At 56.1% G+C, this 24,641-nt stretch carries 18 protein-coding genes; 14 read left to right on the top strand and 4 right to left on the bottom strand.

From position 1 onward, the window contains the following. Window positions 1-41: 41 nt before the first annotated feature. The 3 genes from WJU22_RS24150 to WJU22_RS24140 all read right to left on the bottom strand — a co-directional run bounded on the left by WJU22_RS24150 (window position 42) and on the right by WJU22_RS24140 (window position 4,538). Window positions 42-2,426: an ABC transporter permease gene (locus WJU22_RS24150; RefSeq protein ID WP_341840737.1), complete on the bottom strand. Its 2,385-nt coding sequence runs from the start codon at window positions 2,424-2,426 to the stop codon at window positions 42-44. A gap of 109 nt (window positions 2,427-2,535) precedes the next feature. Beyond that, window positions 2,536-3,573: a methylated-DNA--[protein]-cysteine S-methyltransferase gene (locus WJU22_RS24145; protein WP_341840736.1), complete on the bottom strand. Its 1,038-nt coding sequence runs from the start codon at window positions 3,571-3,573 to the stop codon at window positions 2,536-2,538. Between the two features lie 62 nt (window positions 3,574-3,635). Continuing rightward, window positions 3,636-4,538, bottom strand: a complete 903-nt coding sequence (locus WJU22_RS24140) for a DMT family transporter (protein ID WP_341840735.1) — start codon at window positions 4,536-4,538, stop codon at window positions 3,636-3,638. A 194-nt stretch (window positions 4,539-4,732) separates the two neighbouring features. On the opposite strand from WJU22_RS24140, the gene WJU22_RS24135 reads away from it, so the two are divergent. Beyond that, on the top strand, window positions 4,733-6,892 hold the full coding sequence (locus WJU22_RS24135) for an alpha-galactosidase (RefSeq protein WP_341840734.1): 2,160 nt from the start codon (window positions 4,733-4,735) through the stop codon (window positions 6,890-6,892). A 67-nt stretch (window positions 6,893-6,959) separates the two neighbouring features. On the opposite strand, the gene WJU22_RS24130 is transcribed toward WJU22_RS24135, so the two are convergent. Next, a complete protein-coding gene (locus tag WJU22_RS24130; RefSeq protein ID WP_341840733.1) occupies window positions 6,960-8,399 on the bottom strand; it encodes an amino acid permease in 1,440 nt (479 codons plus the stop codon). 125 nt (window positions 8,400-8,524) lie between these two features. Between WJU22_RS24130 and WJU22_RS24125 the strand changes: the two genes are divergently transcribed. The 13 genes from WJU22_RS24125 (at window position 8,525) to WJU22_RS24065 (ending at window position 24,569) form a co-directional block, all read left to right on the top strand. Further along, on the top strand, window positions 8,525-8,890 hold the full coding sequence (locus tag WJU22_RS24125) for an Imm51 family immunity protein (RefSeq protein WP_341840732.1): 366 nt from the start codon (window positions 8,525-8,527) through the stop codon (window positions 8,888-8,890). 231 nt (window positions 8,891-9,121) lie between these two features. Further along, the gene (locus tag WJU22_RS24120) at window positions 9,122-9,754 is read left to right on the top strand and encodes a sigma-70 family RNA polymerase sigma factor (RefSeq protein WP_341840731.1); all 633 of its coding nucleotides are present in this window, start codon (window positions 9,122-9,124) and stop codon (window positions 9,752-9,754) included. 115 nt (window positions 9,755-9,869) lie between these two features. Beyond that, complete coding sequence (locus WJU22_RS24115) at window positions 9,870-11,075, top strand: FecR family protein (RefSeq protein ID WP_341840730.1); 1,206 nt, start codon at window positions 9,870-9,872, stop codon at window positions 11,073-11,075. Between the two features lie 158 nt (window positions 11,076-11,233). Continuing rightward, window positions 11,234-14,554 (top strand): TonB-dependent receptor, encoded by a 3,321-nt coding sequence (locus WJU22_RS24110; protein ID WP_341840729.1) that lies wholly within the window; start codon window positions 11,234-11,236, stop codon window positions 14,552-14,554. Window positions 14,555-14,574: 20 nt separating this feature from the next. After that, window positions 14,575-16,212, top strand: coding sequence for a RagB/SusD family nutrient uptake outer membrane protein (locus WJU22_RS24105; RefSeq protein WP_341840728.1), 1,638 nt, complete (start codon window positions 14,575-14,577; stop codon window positions 16,210-16,212). A gap of 87 nt (window positions 16,213-16,299) precedes the next feature. Then, window positions 16,300-17,415 (top strand): aryl-sulfate sulfotransferase, encoded by a 1,116-nt coding sequence (locus WJU22_RS24100; protein ID WP_341840727.1) that lies wholly within the window; start codon window positions 16,300-16,302, stop codon window positions 17,413-17,415. A gap of 37 nt (window positions 17,416-17,452) precedes the next feature. Beyond that, complete coding sequence (locus WJU22_RS24095) at window positions 17,453-18,460, top strand: c-type cytochrome (protein WP_341840726.1); 1,008 nt, start codon at window positions 17,453-17,455, stop codon at window positions 18,458-18,460. A 150-nt stretch (window positions 18,461-18,610) separates the two neighbouring features. Beyond that, the gene (locus tag WJU22_RS24090; protein ID WP_341840725.1) at window positions 18,611-18,985 is read left to right on the top strand and encodes a metalloregulator ArsR/SmtB family transcription factor; all 375 of its coding nucleotides are present in this window, start codon (window positions 18,611-18,613) and stop codon (window positions 18,983-18,985) included. Beyond that, window positions 18,945-19,448, top strand: coding sequence for an SRPBCC domain-containing protein (locus WJU22_RS24085; protein WP_341840724.1), 504 nt, complete (start codon window positions 18,945-18,947; stop codon window positions 19,446-19,448). Before WJU22_RS24090 ends, WJU22_RS24085 begins: the two co-directional genes overlap by 41 nt. Window positions 19,449-19,548: 100 nt before the next feature. After that, the gene (locus WJU22_RS24080) at window positions 19,549-20,403 is read left to right on the top strand and encodes an alpha/beta hydrolase (protein WP_341840723.1); all 855 of its coding nucleotides are present in this window, start codon (window positions 19,549-19,551) and stop codon (window positions 20,401-20,403) included. 37 nt (window positions 20,404-20,440) lie between these two features. After that, window positions 20,441-21,238, top strand: a complete 798-nt coding sequence (locus tag WJU22_RS24075; RefSeq protein WP_341840722.1) for a helix-turn-helix domain-containing protein — start codon at window positions 20,441-20,443, stop codon at window positions 21,236-21,238. Window positions 21,239-21,301: 63 nt separating this feature from the next. Then, window positions 21,302-22,039: a VOC family protein gene (locus WJU22_RS24070; protein WP_341840721.1), complete on the top strand. Its 738-nt coding sequence runs from the start codon at window positions 21,302-21,304 to the stop codon at window positions 22,037-22,039. A 40-nt stretch (window positions 22,040-22,079) separates the two neighbouring features. Then, entirely contained in the window at window positions 22,080-24,569 is a 2,490-nt protein-coding gene (locus WJU22_RS24065) for a mechanosensitive ion channel family protein (RefSeq protein ID WP_341840720.1), read from the top strand. Window positions 24,570-24,641 lie beyond the last annotated feature (72 nt).

Raw genomic sequence — 24,641 nt, 5'->3', positions numbered from 1 at the left:
CCCCGTTCCCGGAGCCGCGTTGCAAGCGATAGAAGAAAAGATTATTCGGACCGGAGGCTCTTGACGGGGTCTGTCAAAGCCGCGCGGATACTTTGCGTGCTGATGGTGAGGATGGCGATGGACATGGCGCCGAGGCAGGTGAGGGCGATAATGTCCCATGAAACGATGGTCCGGTATTCGAAATTGTTCAGCCAGTATTGCATGCCCCACCAGCCCAGGGGCACCGCTATCGCCAGGGCGATCAATACGAGTATGGCGAAATCGGTAGACATGAGCCGCCACAGGCTGAATACGGATGCGCCCATCACTTTCCTGACCCCGATTTCTTTGGTGCGCTGCTCCGCCATGAAGCTCGCCATGCCGAAGAGCCCCAGGCAACTGATGAAAACCGCCAGCATGGCGAAATAGGCCGATAACTTCCCGATCCGCTGTTCCGACAGGAATTTCTGTTTATACTGCACGTCCACGAATTCGTACATGAAAGGAATACCGGGGTTGTACTTTGCGAAAACCGCTTCCAGCTGTTTGAGTGAAGCGGCGGTAGGCTTGTCTGGATTGAGCCGCATGAGGTAGATATTGCCTCCTTCCGGATCGATGGTCCAAATGGTGCGGAACACCGGCGAATAGGGGGATTGCATGATCATATCTTTTACAACGCCCACCACGGTATGGGCATGTCCGTCTTTTTTGATAATGGAGCCGATGGGGTTTTTCAACTGCATGAATTTTACCGCCGATTCATTGAGTACCATCGCGTTGGAATCTGATGCAAGTTGTTTTGAAAAGTCGCGCCCCTGCACAATCTCCCATTGCACGGCCTTTCCGTAGTCGTGGGAAACATCTACCTGCACGAAGTTCCCCTGCGCGCCTTCTTCCATCCCTTCCCAGGTAAACCCGTTGTTGATGGCATACACCGAATTCGGCGGCGAAGAAGAATGGGAAACTTCCGTCACCGCGCCGGATGCGATCGCCTGGTTGCGGATCACATCGTAATGATCCTGCAGCTCTTTGGTAGACATAAACACATATATCAGGCCTTCCCGCTCGTAGCCTACCTGCCTGTCTTGCGCATGGCGGATCTGTTTGAAAACGATGAGCGTGCCGATAATGAGCATTACCGAAACGGTGAATTGCAATACCACCAAGGCTTTTCGGGGAATGGCAGCATGCCGTCCCGCCTTGAACGTGCCTTTCAGCACTTTTACCGGTTGAAAGGACGACAGGTAGAACGCTGGGTAACTACCGGCAAGCAGGCCTGTCAACACCACAAAAGCGAGGCCGGCCGCCCAGAAAAGCGGCTCCCGCAGCGGCAAAACCATCGTCTTGCCCGCAATTTCATTGAACAAGGGGAGGGCAGCTGCTATTAACGCGATCGACAGTACGAAGCCTATCAGTGCCAGCAAAGTGGATTCACTGAAAAACTGGAAAATCAGTTGCCGGCGATGAGAGCCCACGGCCTTGCGGATGCCCACTTCCCGCGCACGCTTTTCGCTGCGGGCGGTACTGAGGTTCATGAAATTGATGCAGGCCAGCAGCAGCACAAATACGCCGATGATGCCGAACAGCCATACCGAATTGATCCGGCCGCCCATATTTATTCCGTTTTTCCAGTCATTGTACAGATGCCATTTCGCCATCGGCCAAAGGAAAACCTGTGGGTTGAAAACTTTCTCTTCTTCCCTGACATTGTCCAGCTTTACATTCCTGATCTTCTCGGAAACCGTTGCCAGGTCTACGTTGTCGGCCAGCATGGCATAGGTTTGCGTGAAATTGGAGCGCCAGGGGTTTTCCATTTCCCGGATCCAGGTATTGTCTGACAGATACAAAGCCCAGGGGCACATGAACTGAAGGCCCGCGAATTCCGAATTTTGCGGGAGGTCTTTATACACACCGGTTACTTTTACCGGAAGCTGGTTGTCGATTTTGAGGATTTGGCCCACCGCTTCCCCATCGCCGAAAAACGCTTTCGCGGTGGATTCCGAGATCATCGCCGAATTGATGTCTTGCAGCCCGTTACGCGTACCGGCCACCATTTCGAGTGACAACATTTCCGGGAACGCTGGTTCATAGTAACTGCCATTGCGTGATAACGCTTTGTCTTTATACGAAAGCACATGCCCGTTGATCCAGCTGGCCTGCACCACATACTTGAAATCCGCACCGTACTTTTCCCGGATCGCCCCGGCCATCAGGTAAGGGTTGGCGGTTTGCGTGCTTACAACACCGTTATAGGTCTGGTGCTGCATCACCTGCACGATGCGGTCGTGGTTGGGAAAACTCTTGTCGAACGTCAGCTCGTCGTGGAGCCAAAGCCCGATCAGGAGGGCAACGGCCATCCCGATCGACAGTCCCGCGATGTTGATCAGCGAGAACGTCTTGTTTTTGAGGAGATTCCTCCAGGCGATTTTCAGATAATTCCGGATCATGGGGATTCGCTGTACCAAGGCGATGCCAAAAGGCAGACCCTATTTAAATGAGAATAATACAAATTATTAATTTATTAATATGTCCGCTTTTGGCACAGCCGATGTCCGGCTATGCATTTTTCTTTTCATGATCGAGGAGCCATTGTTTGCGGTGCACGCCGCCGCCGTACCCGGTGAGCTGTCCGTCTTCGCTGATGATGCGGTGGCAGGGCACGAGGATGGAAATGCGGTTCATGCCGTTGGCGCGGGCTACGGCGCGGATGGCCGAAGGGGATCCCAGCGTTTGTGCCTGCCGTTTATAAGTGCTCGTTGTTCCGAAGGGCACGTCCAGCAGCAATTGCCAGACCTGTTGCTGGAAGGGCGTTCCGGGCATGAAAAGCGGTACGCTGAAGGATTTTCGCTTCCCTTCGAAATATTCGTCGAGCTGCGAGCGCAGCGTATCGAAATGGGGATTGTGGCCGGGGATGATCTCGGCGTTGTGCAGCCGTGCGATGTCTTTCAGTTCCGTTTCGAGCATTTTGCGGTCGGAGAATTCGAGGAGGCAGATGCCCGACGCGGCGGCACAGGCGAACATGGTGCCCAGCGGGGTTTCCAGGCGGGAAACGTTCACTACGTTGCGGCTCCGGCTGTTGGAGGGTGCCACGCCGAAAACGGATTTGAACGAATCGGCGAAGCCACTCAGCGAATCGTACCCGGCTTCGAAGGCGGTGCCGGTGACCGACGCGCCTTCCCGCAGGTGGCGGAAAGCGGAGTTGAGGCGGAACATCCGCTGATAGGCGTGGAACGTGATACCGTGGTTTTTCAGGAACCAGCGGCGGAGGGTGGTGGGCTCCAGGCCGAGGGCGGTCAGTTCTCCGTCGCGGAATTTCTTCGACGGGTCGGCGTACAATGCTTCGAGCAGTTCGCGGATGGGCGCCGGGGTTTCGCCGCTTTTCTCCAGCGGACGGCACACTTTGCAGGGGCGGTAACCTTTCTGGATGGCTTCTTTGGCGGAGGTCACGAATTCCACGTTTTCCAGTTTCGGTTTGCGCGCAGTGCAGCTGGGCCTGCAAAAAATGCCGGTGGTTTTGACGGCGGTGAAGAAAGTGCCTTCGAACGAGGTGTCTTTTTCAACAATGGCCTGGTACATTCTCTCTCGGGTAAGCATGGGCGTTGATTTACGTCAAAGTTAGGATGCCGGTGGAGGGCAGGCAACCGGAAAATGAACAACTATTTTTCCGGCACCGGGCCGCTTTTCCTCGAACTCAGCCATATCCCGGCGATCACCAGCACGCCGCCGGCCCATTGCAGGCTGGTAAAGGTTTCGCGCAGGAAGATGAAGGCGACGATGGCGCCGATAACGGGGTTGAGGTTCAGGAAATTCCCGACCTGTGCGGCGGGCAGGTTTTCGAGGGCTTTGTTGTAAAGGAAATACGCCACGGCAGACGACAGGATGCCGCAGTAACCCAATCCCAGCCAGGCTTTCCACGAAATCTCCGGAAACCCTGTCTGCTGAACTTCTATCCACCCGATGGGGATAGACAGCGCGGTGCCGATCATCATGCTCACGGCGGTTACCTGCAGGGTATCATGATCTTTCATGGTGCGGGACAGCAGCGTGTACACGCTCCAGAGGCACACGGCGGCTACGATGAGCGCGCTGCCGAGGGTGCTGCCGGCCCCGTGGCCGCGGTTGCCCACGAAGCCAACGAGGATCACACCGGCGACGGACAGAACGATCCCCGCCACGAGCCTTTTGCCCAGGTGCTCCTTCAATATCAGCGCGGCCGGCACGGCGATGGCCACCGGCACGAGGCCTTCGATCAGGGCGCCGGTACTGGCGGGGATATAGTGCATGCCGGTGTTGAAGCAGAGATAATACAACGTGGTGCCGGAAAGCCCCATCAACGTGAGCTTTCCCAACGGCAGCGGGGCTTTCGTCCGCCGCCTGCTTACCAAATAAAATGGCAGCAGCGCGATGCAGGCGATCACGTTACGGAGCGTAGCCGCCGTCAACGGCGGGATCTCCGTCACCACATACTTCGTCACCGAAAACGAGCTCCCCCAGATCAGGAGCACCACCAATATCGAAATAAGCCCCCGCGTATGCATCGGGGCATGGCTGTTGTTCATATGCCGGTCTCCGCTTTGGCGCGGGCCACCAAGATAGGAATAAAACCCATGGTATCTTTTTGCTTTTAAGTAATGAGGAATTATTTACCAATCGATTGCAATGATGGGCGGTTCCAACGGCAACACCGCTGTTCGTACATTGTAAATGGCGCGTGCCCATCAGTCGCGCGCCGCTACTCAACCTATTAGATGTTATGAATATGAAAAGCACCTGGATGTTGGGAATGATGCTGGCCGCCGTAACAGTGAACGCGCAGGTCCCCCGTTCCCCAAAGCCCGACTGGCTCGTTTCGCCCGTCAAGCAGAAAGCGACGATCACCGAAACCGGAAAAGACATTGTGCTCGGCAACGGCCTCGTTCAACGGAAGTTCCGCACACAGCCCAACCTGGCCTGTTACGATTACCTCAACCTCGTTACCGGCCAGCAGCTCCTCCGCGCCGTGAAACCTGAAGCCAGGGTCACCGTCAACGGCAGAACCCTGAACGTGGGCGGCCTCCGCGGACAAAAAGAAAACGCCTATCTCCAGCCCGAATGGCTCGACGGCTTTACGGCGGGCGAAAGCGATTTCCGATACATCCGCCACACCGAATCCGCGCTGAAACCCCGTGTAAACTGGAAAGGCGCCTATTGGGCCGCCAACCGCAACCAGCCCACCGGCCGCCAGATCGAGTTTTACTATGAAAGCACCGCGCCCGAGGCCAAAGGCGTTGCCGTGATCGTCAGCTACGCCATTTACGACGGGCTCCCGCTCATCGCCAAATGGGTGACGGTACAGAATAAAAGTGGTGCCGATGTAACCGTGAATGGCATCGTGCACGAGATTTTGGGCATGGTGGAAGAGGAAAGCGCCGTGGTAGGCACGCCCGAAAAACTCAAAAAGCCCCAGGGCATTTATTTCGAAACGAATTATGCGTTCAACAACGCGATGAATTATCCCGTGAGTGACCAAACCTCCCACTGGAAACTGGATTCGTCGTACACCTCGCAGGTAAACTACGATTACGGCACGCCCTGCCTTTTCGAAGCGTATCCCGACAAGGTGACGGCCGTTAACCTGGCAAACGGAGAAAGCATGACCTCGCCCGCCACCTGGGAACTGCTCATGGATGGCGACGACCGGGAAAGACGCGGCCTCGCCGTTCGCAAAATGTACCGCACCATCGCGCCCTGGACCACCGGCAACCCCATTTTCATGCACCTGGTGAGCAAAAATGACCAGGAGGTGAAGTCGGCCGTCGACCAATGCGCGGCAACCGGCTACGAAGCGCTCATCCTCAGTTTCGGCAGTCATGTCAACATGGAAGACACCGCTGCGGCCAACATCGCAAGGTGGAAATCGTTGAGTGATTATGCACATGCGAAAGGCATCCTCATCGGCGGATATTCCCTGTTCAGCTCCCGCCGCATCAGCGATAAGGACGATGTGATCAATCCTGCCACGGGCAAGCCCGGCGGCGCTTTCTTCGGCAACGCGCCCTGCTTCGGCAGCGAATGGGGGCTGGCGTACCGCGACAAGATCAAGTATTTCATCAAACAGACCGGTTTCGATATCTGGGAGAACGACGGGCCCTATCCCGGCGATGTATGCGCCTCCACGACGCACCCCGGGCATAAGGACCAGCACGATTCGCAATGGCGCCAGATGGAGATCCAGAAAGAATTGTACCGTTCCCTCAACGAGCAGGGCGTGTACGTGAACGCGCCCGACTGGTACTTCCTCGATGGCACCAACAAAATTGCATTGGGTTACCGCGAAGTGAATTTCTCCCTTTCCCGCGACCAGCAGAAAATCCTCAACCGGCAGAATATCTATGACGGGACGTGGGCGAAAACGCCTTCCATGGGCTGGGGCTTCGTGCCGCTCACCAAATACCAGGGCGGTGGCCCGGAAGCCGTGCTGGAGCCGCTGAACGAGCATCTGGACGATTACAAACAGTTGATGTTCCAATACTACGGTTCCGGTGTGCAGGCCTGCTACCGCGGCCCCAGGTTGTACGACACCGACGCCACGAAGGCCGTCGTGAAAGACATGGTGACCTGGTACAAAAAGTACCGCAACATCCTCAATGCGGACGTCATCCACCTTCGCCGCGCCGATGCCCGCGATTGGGACGGCATCCTGCACGCCGATCCGCAAGGGAAGGAGAAAGGGTTCCTCATCCTCTACAACCCCCTCAAAACGGCCATTACCCGCACTATCCGCGTGCCGCTCTATTATACAGGGCTAACGGCCACGGCTAAAGTATCCGCCAACGGCACCGCGCCGAAAAGCTACACCCTCAACCGCGATTACACGATCGATATGACCGTGACGCTGGCGCCGGAAAGCTACAACTGGTGGGTGATCCAGTAAGATGGTCAAGCCATAAAAAAAGCGGTCCCGACTATGCCGGGACCGCTTTTTTTATAAGAAGAACGCCTTACAGCGCTTCGCGTTTCTTGTTTTTGCCAGCCAGCATGTAAAACACATACAACAGCACGAGCCATGCGGGGATCAGCAGCACCGGGAGCGCCATGCCGGTGATCAGCATGAGCCCGAGAATGCCCGTCAGAAAGATGAGGCAGATGTAGTTGGATGCCGGGTACAGGAACGACGGGAATTTGGTGATAGCCTGCCCGTTTTTGTACCGCTGCCGGAACTTGAGATGCACCACGCTGATCATCAGCCAGTTGATGATGAGGGCGGAAACCACCAGTGTCATCAACGCTTTGAGGGCATTGCCCGGCATAACGTAGTTGATAATGATGCAAACGGCCACGAACGCGGCAGATACTACCGTGGCCAGCACGGGCACATGGTTTTTGTTCAGTCTGGACAGGAAAGAAGGCGCATTGCCCTGTTCCGCCAGGCCGTACAGCATGCGGGAATTACTGTATACGCAGCTGTTGTAGACAGACAGCGCCGCCGTGAGCACGATCAGGTTGAGCGCGTTGGCGATGAGGCTGGTGAAATAAATCGTTTTGCCGAACAGGTGGAACTCGAACCCTTTCAGGCTTTCGAACACCATTACGAACGGGCTGCTGGTAGTGGTGATGTTGCGCCAGGGCGACAGGGAGAACAGGATCACGAGGGCGCCTACATAGAAAATGAGGATCCGGTAGATCACCTGGTTGGTGGCGCGGGGGATGGTTTTTTCCGGCTGATCGGCTTCCGCGGCGGTGATCCCGATCAGTTCGAGACCGCCGAAAGAGAACATGATGATCGCCATTGCCGCCAGGAGGCCCTGGTAGCCGCCTTGTCCATCGGATTGAAGGAGCCCTTTCGGGAAAAAGCCGCCGTCGTTCCAGAGGTTCTGCACGCTGGCCTGCGGGCCGCCGTTGCCGCTGAAGAGCAGGTATACGCCGAACACGATCATGGCGATGATGGCCACCACTTTCACGATGGAGAACCAGAACTCGGCTTCGCCGTATACTTTTACCGAACTGAGGTTCAGCGCGTTGATGGTCACGAAGAAAAACAGGCTGGAAGCCCACAGGGGGATTTCGGGCCACCAGAACTGCACGTAGTGGCCGATGGCCGTGAGTTCCGACATGCTCACCAGGATGTACAGTACCCAATAGTTCCACCCGGAAGCGAACCCGGGGAAGTTGCCCCAATACTTATAGGCGAAGTGGCTGAAGCTCCCGGAAACAGGTTCTTCCACAACCATCTCGCCCAACTGGCGCATGATGAAGAATGCGATGACCCCTGCCAGCGCGTACCCCAGGATAACCGAAGGACCCGCTGATACCGCGGCCGGGCCGATGCCCAGGAAAAGTCCCGTGCCGATGGCGCCCCCGAGCGCGATCAGCTGAATGTGGCGGTTTTGAAGCCCCCGCGCCAGTTTGCGGCCGGAAGACTGTTCGTTGCTATGTTTCAAAGTCTAAAGGTGGATATGATTGTAATATGTATTATTTTTCGGTAAAAATATTCCCATACCCTGATTTTTCTTGCCCGAACTACGGACAAATCGCTTTTTTGACGCTTTTTCAATCCATCCATCCCATGCAACACAATAATGTTGGTGAAACTTTCCCTTTCAACGCTCACGATATCGAAGGCGGATTTTACGTAACCGCCGCCATCGAAGGAGACGAATTATATCCCTTTTACGCCGATGTTTTTGAAAAACACGGGTATTCCGGTAACGGAGAATGCTGGGCCGGCCATATCGCCGCCATCCTCCTGCACCTGGATACCGGGTTGCTCCATCGCATCACCTTCGATCCGGAAGCCGGCCTCTTCGCCGCCGCTTTTTCAACGCCAGGCGACCGGGAAAGGTTCCTCCAGCTGCTTTGTCCCATCTTCGCCGACATCCCCACGCTCGAATCCTGGATCGTGAAAGCGGACAGAGATGCGATCGACGATTGAGGAATGGAAAAAAAGTATCTTGGCGATCAATTAAATCACAAATACGACCACGTTTACAAGTCAAGGATGCGTAAGATCACAGGAAGCGGAATACGGATCCCGGTGCTTTCCTGTTGTATGATAAACAGTAAGAAAAACATTTGTATGAAGCAATTCGGCCGGAAAGACAAAAAGTTCCGGCAGACTGACGCTTTCCTTTTCAAGCTTGATGTATGAAATCGCTGATTGCTGATGAAGAATGAGCAACCAACTTCTTCTCACGAAGAACCGAATCCCGGTACCGACCAAAACGACAGGGCTGCAGAAGTGCAACTCTGGGAACGTGTGCGCCTGGGCGAGCAGGAGGCCATGGTGGCGCTGTACGAGCGGCTCTATTTTTCGTTGTTGAACTACGGCATCCGCACCTGCGGTGACCTGGAGCGTACCCGCGATGCCATTAACGATGTGTTCCTGGAACTGTGGGACCGCCGGCTCCAGATCCCCGACGTCGCCAACGTCAGGTCGTACCTGCTGACCTGGCTCCGCCGGAAGGTACTCACCAACATCCGGCAGGATCAAAAGCTGCATGCCGCCGCCGGCCGCCTTTCCGAGCAATCCGGCACTTTCGAATCGTCTTATGAAGACGCGATCATGGCCGTTCAGGCAACGGAAGAGGTGAAGGCGAAAATCGCCCGCGCCATGGCTTTGCTTACTCCCCGGCAAAAAGAACTGGTGCAGCTGCGGTTTTTCGACGGGCTGAGCATGGAAGAAGTAGGCGCCCGGGCAGGCATGTCCACCAAAACCGCCTACAATACCCTCGCCGCCGCGCTGAAAGCCTTGTCTGCCGGCTTGTTGCTGGCTTTTCTTTGCTGGATCAGGTGGTAATTCCGCCGGATACTTTCCATCCACCCAAACGTTCCCGCAAAAAAAATGAAAAATAGTTCTGGTTTCTTTGGGAATATTTCACCGTTTCTCACACCATAGTATACTAATCTTACAAATGGAGCATCAATTCAACGTTGCCGAAGATTTTCTGCTGGATGATTCTTTCCTGCGCTTTTGCATGGGGACAGACGAAGCGGCCGCGCGCCACTGGGAAGCCTGGCTGGCCGCAAATCCGGAAAAGCAGCCCGCCTTTGCGGAGGCCTGCCGGATTTTTGATGTGGTAAACGGCCGCCAGGGGCGCCTGGATGCGGAAGTAGACCGCTTCCGCGGGATTCTGGGCGATCATGTTGCGATGCAAACCGCCAAAACCGCCAAAGTCCGCCGGATGTACATCTGGCGCACCGCCGCCGCCTGCGCTTTCATCGCCGTGGCCGTTGCGGGTTGGAAGATGTGGAACAATAAAAGCCAGCCTTCCCCCGGAAAACCGGTAACAGCGGCGAAAGGCAACGACGTGCTGCCTGGGAAGACAACCGCCCAGCTCGTTTTGGGAGACGGCACCGCCGTGCAGCTCGACGAACACGTCCAGCAGGGGCTCCAGGAAAAAGATGGTACCCGCATTGGCCGCTCCAAAGGGCAACTGACGTACGATGCCGCAGCCAATACCGCGGTAGAAACGATCTACAATACGCTCACAACGCCCCGCGGCGGAGAATACAAGGTAATCCTGCCCGACGGTTCACAGGTTTGGATGAACGCGGGCTCGTCGCTCCGGTTCCCCACCCGGTTCAGCGGCACGGAAAGGACCGTCTACCTCAACGGGGAAGCCTATTTCGACATCGCGCCGAAAGCCGCGCAGCCTTTCTTCGTGGAAACGAAAAACGGGATGAAAGTAGCTGTGCTGGGCACGGGTTTCAACATCATGGCCTATGAAGACGAATCGGCGGTCAACACCACGCTGGTGAGCGGAAAAGTGAAAGTCATTTCGGCCGACGGGAAAAACGTGACGCTGGCCCCCGCGCAAACGGCAAGCCTTTCCCGCGGGAACGGGCAGCTGAACGTGGCAGCTGCAGACATCAGCAAAGTAACCGCCTGGAAAGAAGGAATGTTCGAGTTCGACGACGACGATATTTCGACCGTGATGCGCCAGCTGGCGCGCTGGTACGACGTGGAGGTGAAATTCTCCGGTCCCGTGCCCGACAAACACTATACCGGCTCCATCCGCCGGCAATCCACGTTATCGCAGGCCCTGCGCATCCTGAAAACCGCAGGGATCGGGTTTAAGATCGAAGGGCGGCAGATCGTCGTAGACGTGCAGCAGTAAACTAAAATGAATATATAACAACCAGGATCTTCACGTTATGTGATGCCGGCAAAAAAAACCGGGAACGAGGCAACGTTCCCGGCAGAATTTGTCTGGCTGGCATATATGCGTGTATTTGACGTAAACAGCTCAATGCTCACCCTAAACTTTTCAAATTTATGCAATTTAGAGATGTTGGCAAACACCTGAATTATCCGGTGTTTGCAAAAACGCTGACCGTTATGAAACTGACCGCCTTTATGCTATTGGTACTGGTCGTTCAGGTGAGGGCTACCACGGCCTATTCCCAGAAGCTGACCTTTAGCATGCGCAACGCCCCGCTGTCCAAGGTATTCAAGGAAATCCGGAAACAAACCGGGTACACCTTCTTTTACAACACGGAAATGCTGGAAGAAAAAAGCAAAATTTCACTCTCGGTTTTCCATGAAGACCTGGATGCGGTTTTGAGTAAATGCCTGGAAGACAAAAGCCTCAACTACAGTATTATCGACAAAACGATCATTATCTCCGTAAAGGAAAAACAGCCGGCGGTAGAGGCCCCTTCCGCCCCGGTCAATATTTCCATATACGGGCGGGTCACGGATGCGGTCACCAACGAGCCCCTGGCCGGCGCTACCGTGAAACTGAAAGGCACCTCCCAGGGTACGGGTACCGATGCGAAAGGGAACTATACCCTGCAGGTACCTGAAAACGGCGGCGTCATCGTCGTGTCTTTCATCGGGTACGAGAACACCGAAAGGAGCGTTTCGCAGGCCGGTGAAATGAACGTGGCACTGAAACCGAAAGCCGTGTTGACGGACGAAATGGTGATAGTTGGATATGGCACCCAAAAGCGGAAAGACATCACCGGTGCTGTGTCGTCGGTCAGAGTGAGCGAACTTAGCGCCAACGTCTCCAAAAACGTCAGCTCCGCCATCCAGGGCCGCGTGCCCGGTGTTTCCGTAGAATCGGCCAGCGGCGCCCCCGGCGCAGGGCTCATCATCAACATCCGGGGGATGAGCACCCTCGGCAATAATGCCCCGCTGTTTATCGTAGACGGCGTGTTCGTGGGCGGCATCGACGGGGTGAGCCCCAACGATGTGGAGTCTATCGAAATCCTCAAAGACGCTGCCACGGCGAGCATATACGGTTCCCGCGCAGCCAACGGCGTGGTGATCGTTACCACCAAAACCGGCCGGAAGGAAACACCGCCCCGGCTGGAAATCGACAGCTGGATCGGTGTGCAGTCTATCCCCAAAAGAATGAGCATGCTCAACGGCCAGCAATGGACGGACCTCTACACCAAATACGTTCCCGGCATCCCCGCCTACAACGGCATCAATACCGACTGGCAGGAAGAGATCTTCCGCCCGGCCATGATCACCCGCACCAACCTGAACTTCAGCGGCGGCTCCAAAAACTTCACCTACAACCTCTCCGGCGGGTATCTGAAAGAAGAAGGCACCATCGTCAATACCAATTACTCGGCCGCCAACTTCCGGATCAAGACCGACTTTGAAAAAGGACGGATACGTGTAGGCGAAACCGTGATCATCAAGCGGGGGCTCACCCGCAACAACCCCGGCGGCGGCGACCAGACGCACAGTATCGTGGGCAGCGCGCTCATGATGCCGGCCACCGTTCCCGTATTCGATCCCAAAATGGACCTGGGCGGATACGGCAGAAGGCCCACATATATGAAGAACCTTTCCAACCCCATCGCACGGCTGGAAACGATCGACAACGGCACCAAAGACCTGTCCATTCTCGCCAATGCGTTCGTGGAAGTGAAGCTCATCGAGGGATTGCGGTATAAATTCAACGTTGGCCTCACGGAAAGCCATAGCGCGGGCCGCGTGTTCACCGGAGTTTATCACGACGGTAACAACGGCAATACCATGCCCGACCTCAGCGAAAGCACCGGCACCAGCAACTCCTGGCTGCTGGAGAATACCCTGGCATACACCAAAAAACTGGGCCGCCACAATTTTGACGCATTGCTGGGTTACACCGCGCAGAAAAACATGTACGAAGGCTTCAACGCACAGCGCGACGATCTCCCGCCCGGTACCTCGGTGCTTGGCGCAGGTACCACCGCTTCGCAGAAAAACGGTGGCAGCGCCAGCGTGAGCACCATCGTTTCCCGGTTTGCGCGCCTGATGTATTCGTACGATTCCCGCTACCTGTTTTCCGCGTCCATCCGCAGAGACGGTTCTTCCCGCTTCGCGAGCGATTACCAGTACGGGGCGTTCCCGTCTTTCTCGCTGGGCTGGAACGTGCACAACGAATCTTTCTTCGAAGGGGCGAAAGGCGTTATCAGCTCCCTCAAACTCCGCGGCAGCTGGGGCGTGCTGGGTAACCAGGAAATCGGGAACTATCTCACCCAAAACTCCATCAACAGCAACCTGAACTATGTGCAGGGCAACACATTATGGCCCGGTGCCACGGCCAGCGGCTACGCTTCGCCCACAGACCTTTCCTGGGAAGAAACCAAAATCACCAACGTGGGCGCCGATCTTGGCTTCCTGAACAACAAACTGCAGATTATCGTAGACGTATTCAGCAAGAAAACAGAAGGCGTGCTGCTGAACGTGCCTTTCCCTTCTTCCGTCGGGAAAACCGGTTCGCCGACCCTCAACGCCGGCGTGATCGACAACAAGGGATACGAAGCCACCATCGAATACGCAGACAGGAGCGGCAGCCTCAACTATCGCATGGGATTGAACTTCTCCCGCGTTTCCAATAAAATGAAGGCCATCACCATCGGCTCCGGCAGGCAGGAATTCGGTTCCGTTTCCAGGGCGGTGGTAGGTTACCCCATCGGCGGATTCTGGCTGATCGAAACAGACGGTATCTTTCAGTCTGCCGAAGAAGTGAGCGCCCACGCAAAAGGCGGCGCGCCCATCCAGCCCAACGCCCAGCCCGGCGACATCCGGTTCGTGGATTTCAATAACGACGGGATCATCGACAATAAAGACGAACAATACATGGGCAGCCCGTTCCCCAATATGACCATGGGCCTGTCTGCCAACCTGTCGTGGAAAGGGTTCGACGCCAACCTCTTCCTGGAAGGCGTAACCGGCAACAAAATCTACAACGCCCGGAAGAAATGGATGGAAAAGATGAACGAAGTGACCAACCTGTCGACCGATGTGCTCAACGCCTGGACGCCTGAAAACCACAGCAACTTCCCGCGTTTCATCCTCGCCGATCCCAACAATAACAACCGCAACAACATCGACCGGTGGCTGGAAGACGGATCTTACCTGCGCCTGAAAAGGGTGGAGCTTGGATACAGCCTGCCCGCGCGCATCCTCACCAAATACGGTATCGAAAAAGTACGGTTTTTTGCATCGGGAGAAAACATCTTCACGATCACGAAATACAAAGGCTACAACCCGGATATCGGTGGCGGCGCTTTGGTGCGCGGAGTAGATGATTCCTGGGATGCATATCCGCTCGCACGCACCCTGCTGTTCGGCTTTAACCTCACTTTCTAACCGGTCAATCGAAAATCATCATGAAAAGAAAATTTCACTATATAGCCACATTGACGTTGCTGCTGGCTTCCGCCGGTTGTAACGAGAAGGAATTCCTCAAACAAAACGATCCCAACAAGGTGACCGACGCCACGTTCTGGAAAGACGAAGGCAGCGTACTGTCTGCGCTGGCGGCCACCTACAGCCCCCTGCGCCCGTCGCTTTACGGCTACTGGGGCTCGTTTACCGGTATCCAGGACATCAACTCCCTGGGCGACGATATCTTTACCATCCCCGGCGGCGAAGCCGCTACCTGGGGCGTGGCCAGCTTCACCAACGACGAGAACAACAGCGACCTGAACGACGTTTTCACCAATCTCTACAAATGCGTTCACCGCGCCAACCTGCTGCTGTCCAAGATCGGCGACATTCCCATGGATGAAGCGAAGAAGAAAGCGTACGTCGCGGAAACCAAATTCCTCCGCGGCCTGGCGTATTTCCTGCTCGTTACCAACTGGAAAACCGTGCCGCTGAGAACGATGCCCGTAGAAACGACAGACGGTTACGCAGCGCCCTGCAGCCCGGAAGCCGACGTCTGGAACCTGGTGGTGGGCGATCTGAAGGAAGCCGCTGCCGGCCTGCCGCCCGTGCGCGACGCCAAGGAAAGGGGCCGTGCCACCAGTGGCGCCGCCATCGCCTGGCTCGGCAAATCGTACATGTTCCTGGAGGATTATACGAAGGCGGAAGCTGCTTTCGATCAGTTGACGGCCGCACCGTATGCATACGACCTGGTGCCCGATTTCGAAGACAACTTCACCGACAAGAACGAGTACAACGTGGAATCGGTGTTTGAATGGACGTTCGCGCCCATCGGCGACCAGTACGGCGCCTGGGGCGTGGAAGGCGCGAATTCGCCCATGTACAACTATCTTCCGCAGTTCATCGGGCCTCCGTCTGCCGGCGGCTGGTTCAAATACGTACCGTCTAACTACGCCGTCCGCGAATTTGTGAAAGAGCCGCGCCCCGCGGGGTCAGACACCAAGTACGACAAACGGATGTACGCCACGCTCATGTGGAAACGTTCGGTGCTCGGGGAAGCGGATGCCACGTTTTACGACAACCAGTCGTTCGACCGGATGTGGACGTCGGCCATTTCCACGATCGTGCGCCTGCACCCGGGTACCACGCTCGATACCGTTACCTATGGCCGCTTCCTGATCAAAAAGGGGACGAACGCCTGGAGGAACGTGAAGGATGCGGACAATTACTGGGGCGCCACGCCTTCCACCGCCAACTTCCGCGTGTTCCGCTTCGCCGAGGTGCTCTTGCTGCGCGCCGAAGCAGCAGCGCAGAACGGGAAATTCGGCAAGGCGCTCGATGATGTGAACCGCATCCGCAGAAGGGCCGGCCTTACCGATAAAACCCTGGCCGACCTTCCCGGGAAAGCAGGCATGATGGCTGAAATCGATCACCAGAAACTGCTGGAAATGTTTTTCGAACAGAACCGGGTGTACGACCTGAGAAGATGGCATAAAACCGCCGCAGAGCTCGTGCCGGTTTTGAAAGCCCGCGAAAAGCAAGGCGCTAACGTGTTCGGGGCGAAACACTTTGTGTTCCCCATCCCGGCAAGCGAACTGAAATCCAATCCGAAGGCTGAGCAAAACGGTCTTTGGCGATAATACCTGAACCCTGCCCTGGCCGGCAGATGGCAGGCTGCCTTTACCGGCAGTCTGCCGGCCGGCTTCGGGAAGCAAAATGATGTTTGTATGAAATGGTATCCCTGCCTGATCGGGCTGCTCCTTTGCCTGGCTTGTCAACAACGGAAAAAAGCGGAAATACCTTCCTGGGCACAGGACGGTTTTTTGCTGGATAGCGCGCAAACGAACGGAGCGCCGGAGATCTTCAGGAAGGGGTACATCCTGCTGAGCCAGCGCGACGAGCCCGGTGCGCTCTACCTGCTCGATGCGAAAGGCCGCGTGGTATGGTTTCATGCGGTGAAGGGGACGGGTTTCAAGACGGCCCATTTCACGGAAAACAAAACCTTCCTCTGCATCCTGGGTAGTAAGGAATTCAAGACCAGTTATGGGGACCAGGTGCTGGAGGTTTCGCTGGAAGGCGATACGCTGCTGCATTTGAAGAAAGGCCAGGGCGATTTTACCGCCAACGCGCACCACGAAGTATTGCTGGCCCCGGGGAACAATATCGTGATGCTCAATACGGTGGAAAGAACGTTCGATCTGCGCGCCAGTGGCGGCGGAGCGGCCGATACCGTAATAAGCGACGGTATCCTGGTGCTCGACCGGAAGGGGCGCAAGGTATGGGAATGGACGGTATTCGATGCGCTGGACCCTTTGACCGATACGGCGATCGCCAGCACGCGTACCGATTGGATGCACGCCAACAGCCTGAGTTTCGACAAAGACGGCAATTATCTCGTGTCGTTTTACAACAACGGGCAAATCTGGAAACTGGACGCCAAAACCGGTGTGGTGATGTGGAAATTCGGGCGGGGAGGCGATTTCGCGATACCGGATTCCGCCGCTTTCGACATGGGCCACGCGGTACACAGGAACGAAGCGGGAGACCTCATGCTGTTCGACAACGGCGTATCCCGTTCGCAATCGCAAACACTGGCTTTCCGGCTCGATGAGGCTGCCCGTACGGCAACGCCCGTCATCCGCACGCCTTTACCGGCTTACCTGTTCAACGACCGGATGGGAAGCGCATACATGGCCGGGCCCGACCATATCCTGCAATGCAGCTCTAAAAAGAACACGGTGATGTTGACAGACAAACAAGGCACGCCGATTTGGAATTTGCGTTGCGCCTTCATTCCCTATCGCGCGGAATTCATTCCCGCAGCGGTTTTGGGTGATTTTTAAATGGATTGATTTTGTAATCGGATAAATAATTCTGCACATGAAGATTTCTGTTAACCGGATAGTCTGGACTTCCTTTCTGACAGGCATTGCCGCGATCATCATTTATTCCTGCCAAACGAATGCGAAAAGTGAAAGTAACCCGGTGGATGCGAAACCGCCGGCTACCGTTCTACTGGCGGTAGACAGCGCGGCCATCCCGGGCGACAAGTTTGGGGAAGCCGTAAAGTATGGCCAGGAGCTGATGTACAGAACGGCCTACTACATCGGCCCCGAAGGCATCAACGGGCGTTATCTCGGCAACAGGATGAATTGCACCAATTGCCACCAAAACGGGGGAACGAAACCCTTTTCGTTCAACCTCATGCTGTCGCACGAGCAATACCCGCAATACCGCGCCAGGGAAGGGAAGGTGCTCACCATGGCCGAGCGGGTGAATAACTGCATCAACCGTCCCCACAACGGCAAATCGCTGCCGCTGGACAGTAAGGAAATGGTGGCGTTCCTGGCGTACTTCAGGTGGATCAACAGTTTTGTGCCGAAAGATAAACCGTATAAGGGCGGGAAGAATCTCGAGGTGGAATTGCCCGATGTGGCGGCAAGCCCGGAGCGGGGCGCACAGTTGTATGTACAGCATTGTGAACGCTGCCATGGAAAAGACGGGGAGGGCATCATGACGGCAGATAAAAACGGCTATGTGTATCCTCCGCTGTGGGGGCCTTCCGGCTACCAGCCCGGCTCCAGCATGCACCGCATCATCAAGCAGGCGCAGTGGCTGAAAGCCAATATGCCGTTCGATAAAGCCACCTGGGATAAACCTTTTCTTACAGACGGGGAAGCACTGGATATCGCGGCTTTCGTGAACGACGACAGCCGTCATCCACGGCCCAATCCCAAAATGTTCGACTATCCGCATATCGCCGAAAAGGCGCTGGATTACGACAAAGGCCCGTTTGCGGATACATTTTCCGTGAGCGCCCATAAATACGGCCCCTACAAACCCATGATCGATTACTGGAAAAGCAAGGGGCAGAAACCTGCTTATTGATCCTGTACAAAGGCGCTGCAGGACAAGAAAGACCAAGGGAAGTAATAAACGGGAACGGCAGTGTGCCGTTCCCGTTTTCTTTTCAAGCGATAAAAAAATATGTAGGCAAATCCCGACATATGCTTACATTTGTAGGGAAATGCCTACATAATGGAAAGAAGACGAGACGTATTTCAGGCGATAGCCGACCCCACGCGCCGGGGCATCATCGAGCTGCTGGCCAGTCAGCCGCTGACGATGAACGCCATCGCCGATTATTTCGACACCAGCCGGCCCACCGTTTCCGAGCACGTGAAGCTGCTGGTAGAATGCGGGCTCGTGGTAATCCGCAAGGAGGGAAGGGAGCGCCATTGCGAAGCGCGCCTCGAAGCACTGTCGGAAGTGCAGGACTGGGTGGCGCAATACGCAAAAGCCTGGAGCAAAACCCTCGACTCCATGGAATCCTACCTGCTCACCATCGGAACAGAACTAAAAAAACCGAAAAATGCAAAGCACATCCAACGCGGCAAGCCCCGCAACAAATGACGTATTCATCTCGCGGACGGTCAACTTCCCGAGAGAACTGGTTTTCCGCATCTGGACAGACCCTGAACACCTCCCGAAATGGTTCGCGCCCAACGATTGCAGCATCCATTTCGAAAAGCTCGACATCCGCCCCGGTGGCCATTTCCACTCCTGCATCCACACGCCGGACGGAAAGGATTGCTGGTGTGTCGGTGAGTACCTGGACATCAATTCGCCGGAAAAGATCGTGTACAACATCGCCCTGGCAGATGAGAACGGCATCCGCCGCACTTCCGCCCAGGCCGGCATGGACCCCGAGTGGCCAGACGAAACCCTGGTGACCGTATCCTTCCACGCGCTTGCCGCCAACAAAACGGAGATCACCATCCACCAGGCCGCGCCGGAAAACATCGCCCGCAGGACCGGCGCTTACCCCAGCTGGCTGCAAATGCTCGATCGCATGGAAGCCGCACTGGGCGCTTGATGCAATAACATTATTCCTACAAATTCGTACATGCGGTAACGTAATGCTGCAACCTGGCCGGTTGTGGTAAACGGATATCCCATGCACAAAAACAACCATCATGAAATACCTCTTTTATTTGACTTTACTACTGAATATCCCGTCGTTCGCCGCTACTAAAGATTCATCGGCCGTGAAAACCGGCTATGCCGATGTGAACGGGCTGCGCATGTATTATGAAATCCACGGGGCCGGCAATGGCGTGCCTTTATTATTGCTGCATGGCGGCGGTTCTACGATCGGGACCACTTTCGGCAGGGTTTTGCCGGCGTTGTCGGCCGGTCGGCGTGTGATCGCGATCGAGCTGCAGGGCCATGGCCATACGGCCGACCGGAAAACGCCTTTCAGTTTCGAGCAGGACGCAGACGATGCCGCGGCTTTGCTGAGCCAGCTCAACGTACAACAGGCCGATGTCATGGGTTTCAGCAACGGCGGCAATTCCGCCATGATGCTGGCCATGCGCCATCCCGGAAAAGTGCGCAGACTGGTGGTGGCTTCCGTTTTTTACCGTAAGGAAGGCTGGGTGCCCGGGCTGGAAGCGATGTTCCGGAAAGCCGACGCCGCGGGGATGCCACCTGTGCTGCGAAACGCTTATACGACCGCATCGCCGCAACCGGACCCTGATACCTTCGTCGCCAAACTGATGGGGCGCTTGCTCACATTCAAAGACTGGCAGCCCGATATGCTGCGGGCCATCAAACAGCCGGTGCTCGTGCTGGCAGGCAATCATGACGTGGCCACCATGGCGCATACCGTGGAGATGTACCAGTTGTTCCCGAACGGCCAGCTCGCCATTTTCCCAGGCGCGCACGGCACGTACCTGGGCGAAGCCGCCGCACTCGATCCCGCCAGTAACGCGCCAGCCCGCACGGCCGCCCTGGTCATCGAGTTCCTCGATGCCGTTGCTGCGAAATGACGGAAGAATCCTTAAATTGCCCCTTCAGCACACCAACATGCAATATTATAAAATACCTCCGCCAGCACAGCTTTCCGGGTTCGTGAAGTGTTTCTGGGTGGGAGAGATGGCGCCGGTCCCGGGAAAGGAGCTGCGCCATCTTTCCATTGCCACGGGCGCCGCGAGGATCGTTTTTCATTATGAGGGACGTTTTGGTTCGGAAACGGCAGGCGGTGGATGGGAGCCCTCGTTCCTGGCGGGCTTCCAGGGGCAGTCGGCCGCACACCGGCAATTCGTGTCTGCTGAACGGTCGGGGATTTTCGGGGTGGAACTGTTGCCCGGCGCGGTCCCGGCGCTGTTCGGGATGCCGGCCACCGAACTGACCGGTGCCTTTGCCGAATTGGGCAGCGTTTTGGGGAAGACCGCAGATCAATGGCAGCGGCGTATGCTGTCGGCCGCCGGAAATGGGGAAAGGGCGCAACTGGCGGGGGAATTCCTGTCTGCACTTGCACCCGGCCGGCATGCTGAGGTCGTTCCGGCCGCCGCGCGGGAATTGGCTTTCGGGGGAATGGTTGAAGGGATCGATGCGCTGGCGCAACGTTTCAATACTTCGCGCAGGCAGTTCGAGCGCACGTTCCGGAATGGCACCGGCTTATCGCCCGGTACATACAGCCGGATCCTCCGTTTCGAGCGGGCGGTGGGGGAAATTCCCGGGAACCGCCGGTTGACGGACGTTGCGCTCGACAGCGGCTATTACGACCAGGCCCATTTTATCCGCGATTTCCGGGAACTGGCGGGCATGCCGCCGGGTCAATACCGCAAGGCGATCGCCGGGCTTCCTTTCCCGGAGGAATAATGTCGCAACTGTACAATTCCATGCGCTCCCGTCCGCGGAATTTTGCCCTAAAATATTGCGCATATGAACCGGACGATTCCCATCCTTCCCTGTAAAGACCTCGATACCCTGCTCGATTTCTACCGCCAGATCGGGTTTGAAGTCACCTATCGCCAGAAGGCGCCCAACCCATACGCCATCGTGGAAAAAGAAGGGATACGGCTGGATTTCTATGCCATAAGCCATCACGATCCTAAAACGTCCTATCACACCTGCTACGTTTTGGCCGATGAAGCCGACAGGCTGTACGAACAGTTTACCACCGGCCTTCGCAACAAAAAAGGAAAACTCCCCACCCGCGGCCTCCCGCGCATCAGCGAGATCCGCGACAAAGCCTACGGTGTCAGGGAATTCATGTTTTCCGACCCTGCGGGCAATTGCATCCGCGTGGGCCGGAAGCTCGATGCGCCGGAGGATCCCACTATCTCCGCCGAAACCGCCGCGGCCGGCAAACGCCTCGCCCTCGTGCTGGATTACGCCTACCGGTTCGAAGACGATGAAGGCGAATTCGAAAAAGTTCCGGCGCTGCTGGACAAAGCCATCGACCGCGACCGCCATCTGCCATGCGATAATCTTTTCAAAGTAATGTCGCTCCGCGCCGATTACGCCATCCAACTCGGTGAACTGGATGTGGCGGAACGCTTGCTGCTGGAGGTGAGAACGCATCCCCTGAATGCCGGTCAAACCCGCTTCCACACCGTTTTGCAACGGGTAGCCGACCTGGAAGCAGCGTTGCGTGAAAAGAAAAATCCGGACAAGTAACCCACGCGTTCTGCCAGAAAAAATTTGTAAATTGTTGAATATGAAAATGCTATTCAGCAGTTACTTCCGTTGTTTCCTCATTTGCGCGCTCTGTTGCGTGGCATCTTCCTCCGTTCGCGGGCAGCATCCTGATTCGGTGATGCGGCATGTCAGCGACTCCGTAGCGCAAACTTTGCGCAGGATGCTGGAAGCGGCGCCCGCCGAATATGCGGCCAAATACCGGCAGCATGATTCCGCCAATATGCAGGACGCCCTGCTCGACGAGCTGCTGCGCACCATCCGTCATACCCGCGATTTTCTGAAAGCCAGTCTCGATACCAACGCCATCAAAAAGGAACTGTCCGCCATCCGCCAGCGTTTCGAGATCGCCAGCGACGGCGTTTTCAAAAATACCGGCGCGTTGCAGACGGAAAGGAACCTGACCACTTCCTACAAACTGATCCGTGAGCTGCTGGAGCGCGCCAACGCGCGGAAAGCGCAGGTAGACGCCTACAGGAAAAAGCTCGTGGGCTTCCGCCATAATTTCGATTCCATCGCCAGCAATCCGCAGCTGTACACCATACCGGTGGATACGGCGGAGTTCCTGCCTGTGGTCCGCAAGTTGTATGTGGCGGCGAGGGAAGTTTCGCCGATAGACAGTATCCTGGCCGGTTCGCTGCACAATGTGCAGCACATCAAGGATCAGCTGGATTTGACCGTGTATGAGCTGCAATCCGGGCTGGAACAGATTGAGCGGTATGAAAGGGACTTGTCGGAGCAAACGTTCCGGCAGGAAGTAAGCGGCCTGAATGTGCCGCCGCTGCACGCCAGGCCCATGAACGAAATCCTGCACCAGGCGTTCGAAAAGAACCGGCTGATCCTCTGGTTTTACTTCCGCAATAATCCTGGCAAGCTCGCCATCCTGGCCGTTCTTACGTTATTCTGCACCATATTTTTGCGTACCCTCCGCCGGAAAGTGGCCACCAACGGGCTGTTGCGGAAGGATTTCGACGGGCAGCTCGTGTTGCGCTATCCTGTATTGTCGGCCGTTATGATCGTGGTTTGCATCTTCCAGTTCATTTTTCCCGATCCGCCGTGGGTGTTCATCTGCCTGCTGTGGGTGATCGCTTCCACCTGTCTGACGATTATTTTCCGGCGTTTCATCACGGCTTACTGGATGCGGTTTTGGTGGATGATCTGGCTGCTGTTCCTGCTGGCCTGCGCCGATAATTTCGTGTTGCAGGCATCACGGCCGGAACGTTGGTGCATGATCATATTGGCTGCCGGCGGGATTTTGGTGGGAAGCTGGTACCTGGCCCGCGGGCGCCGCGCGGAGCTCCGCGAACAATGGATCGTTTATTTCATTTGGTTCGTGGTGATCGTGGAGGCATTATCCATCATCGCCAACCTGACCGGGCGTTTCAATCTCGCGAAGGGTTTGATGGTGAGTGGGTTCATCAGCGTCGTGATCGCCATCATGTTTTTGTGGACGGTACGCCTCATCAACGAGGCGCTCACGCTGGCGTCTGATATTTACCAGACCCCGGAACGCCAGCTGTTCTTCGTGAACTTCGCCGCAGTAGGGCGGAAGGCCCCGCGGTTCTTCTACGTATTTCTCGTCATCGGCTGGTTCTATCTTTTCGCCAGAACTTTTTACGTTTTCAACCTCGTTACACAACCGCTGGAAGATTTCCTGTTCGACCAACGTACCGTTGGCGCATATACGTTCTCGTTTTTCAGTGTACTGGCCTTTTTTGCCATCCTTATACTCGCGTCCATCATTTCCAAAATCGTGTCGTTTTTCGCGTCAGACAAGGCCGGGCATCCGGCGGATGCGGGAAGTCCGGCCGGTTTGGGAAGCTGGCTGCTGGTGGTCCGCATCTTCATTTTCGTGCTGGGTCTGTTGCTGGCATTCGCCGTGGCGGGCATTCCCATAGACAGGGCCACGTTCGTACTGGGCGCGCTGGGCGTGGGGATCGGTTTCGGGTTGCAGTCGCTCGTGAACAACCTCGTGAGCGGCGTGATCCTGGCGTTCGAGAAACCCCTCAACGTGGGCGACCTCGTGGAAGTAAAAGGGAAAGCCGGCACGGTGAAATCCATCGGCTTCCGCAGCAGTCTTCTCCAGACGCTTGAGGGTTCCCACCTCGTGATCCCCAACGGCGAGCTGCTCAACGATCAGCTGGTGAACTGGAACATCCAGAAACTCATGCGCCGCAACACCCTCATGGTAGGCGTGGCCTACGATTCGGACCTGGAGCTGGTAGAATCCATCCTGAAGAAGGCCATGAAATCTAACGACAACATCCTGGCTTTCCCCGAGCCCGTAGTCTGGGCGTCTGAATTCGGGGACAGCGCCATCGAGATACAGTTGTATTTCTGGACGGGGAACCTGCGTGCCGGGATGGTCGCCAAAAGCGAGCTGATCTTCGCCATACATAAGGCTTTCCGCGAACAGGGGATCGTTATCCCGTTCCCTCAGCGCGACCTGCACATCAGGCGGGAGCCGGAAGTGGAAAAGGACAAGGAAGATGGAGATGATGCATCGGATTGATTTATAACTGTTTGTGTGAAATCGGCGCTATCCGTCACATTCTGCTGAAATTTTATTTCGCGCTACTTATAT

The sequence above is a fragment of the Chitinophaga caseinilytica genome, assembly GCF_038396765.1.
In the GTDB taxonomy this organism is placed as follows: domain Bacteria; phylum Bacteroidota; class Bacteroidia; order Chitinophagales; family Chitinophagaceae; genus Chitinophaga; species Chitinophaga caseinilytica.
This window is presented reverse-complemented; position numbering and strand designations above follow the sequence as displayed.